The organism is Nocardiopsis sp. LOL_012 (genome assembly GCF_048060475.1).
In the GTDB taxonomy this organism is placed as follows: Bacteria; Actinomycetota; Actinomycetes; order Streptosporangiales; family Streptosporangiaceae; genus Nocardiopsis.
The window spans coordinates 1-1596 of record NZ_JBHMIV010000082.1; the positions used below are offsets into that span (position 1 = coordinate 1).

2 protein-coding genes are annotated in these 1596 nt (G+C 64.2%); both read left to right on the top strand.

What is annotated here, in order from left to right; translation table 11 throughout:
• The first annotated feature begins 90 nt into the window (after positions 1-90).
• Positions 91-513: a transposase gene (locus tag ACFHWE_RS23485; RefSeq protein ID WP_416604047.1), complete on the top strand. Its 423-nt coding sequence runs from the start codon at positions 91-93 to the stop codon at positions 511-513.
• Between the two features lie 5 nt (positions 514-518).
• A complete protein-coding gene (locus ACFHWE_RS23490) occupies positions 519-1556 on the top strand; it encodes an IS3 family transposase (RefSeq protein ID WP_416604049.1) in 1038 nt (345 codons plus the stop codon).
• Positions 1557-1596: the final 40 nt, after the last annotated feature.

Here is a 1596-nt window from a genome sequence, read left to right on the forward strand (position 1 = left end):
CCCTCTGTGTCAGGCTCAAGTGGGACACAAGGGGCTAAAGTTCACTAACTAAGACAAGCAGGGCGAGAGCAGGCAGCAGCGACGGTGACGATGACCAACCACGACCTCCAGGCCACAGACGAGGGACCACGAGCCCACCGGCCCAAGCGCCGGACCTTCACCACCGCCTACAAACTGCGGATCGTGGAGGAATACGACACCGCCCCCACCGGCGAAAAGGGCGCACTACTACGCCGAGAAGGCCTCTACGACTCCAGCATCCAACTCTGGCGCAAACAGCGCGAGGCCGGCCAACTGAGCACCTCACAGACGGCCAAGACGACCACCGCCAAGAAAAAGACACCCGAACAGTCTGAACTGGAACAGTTGCGCCGGGAAAAAGCGAAGCTCGAGCGGGACAACACCCGGATGTCCAAGAAGCTGCAGCAGACCGAGGCGGCCATGGAGATCCTGGGAAAAGCACACGCGCTCTTGGAGATCGTCTCCGAGAGCGCGGACTCGGAGAACTCGTAACCGAGATCCGCCAGGACACACGAGGCGCACTCGAACCGCATACCGGCATCAAGGAGTCCTGCCGCCTGTCGGGCATCAACCGCTCGACCCACTACCGCAACCGGACCCAGAAACGACCCGCCCCCAAAGAACCGGACAGGGCACCTCCCCCCAACCGGCTGAGCCCCGAGGAACGCGAGCAGGTCATCGCCGTCCTCAACAGCGCGAGGTTCCGGGACAAGGCACCCCGGCAGGTGTGGGCGGCCCTGCTGGACGAGGGCACCTACCTGTGCTCGGTGGCCACGATGTACCGCCTGCTGCGCGAACGCGGCCAGAGCCGGGAGCGGCGCGCCCAGGCCACCCACCCGCCCAAGACCAAACCCGAGCTGGTGGCCCGTGCCCCGAACCAGGTGTGGAGCTATGACATCACGAAACTGCGCGGGCCCGGACCGGGAACGTTCTTCGACCTGTACGTCATGATCGACATCTACTCCCGGTGCGTAGTGCACTGGGAAGTCCATACCAGCGAATCAGGCCGGATCGCCGAGCAGTTCATCACCAACTCCATCAAGGCCAATCACGGGATCGCCGCCGACACGATCCATTCCGACCGGGGCACCGCGATGACCTCGCAGCCCGTGGCTGAACTGCTGTCCGTGCTCGGCATCACCAAATCGCACTCCAGGCCCAAGACCAGTAACGACAACCCCTACAGCGAAGCGGCCTTCAAAACGCTCAAGTACTGCCCGGTGTTTCCCGACCGGTTCGGGTCCATCCAGGGCGCCCGGCGGTTCTGCCGCCGCTTCTTCCAGTACTACAACCACGAGCACTACCACTCCGGGATCGGGCTGCATACTCCCTTCACCGTGCATATCGGCACCGCGCACGCGGTCCAGGACAAGCGCGCGGAAGTGATCGAGGCCTTCCGGGCGGCCAATCCTGGGCGGTTCACGCGTCGACCTGTGCTTCCCGGGCTTCCCGAGGCCGCGTGGATCAACGAACCAGAGGAGCCGGACACCGCACCTGCCGCACAGCACGGCGCTGACCTGTGCGAAGCGGCCTGACGATCACTTACCCCTGTCCGATTCGACTTGACACACTCCG

Bases quoted from the DNA above. Each gene is read 5' to 3' on its own strand.
- ACFHWE_RS23485 (WP_416604047.1), top strand. From the start codon at position 91: ATGACCAACCACGACCTCCAGGCCACAGACGAGGGACCACGAGCCCAC.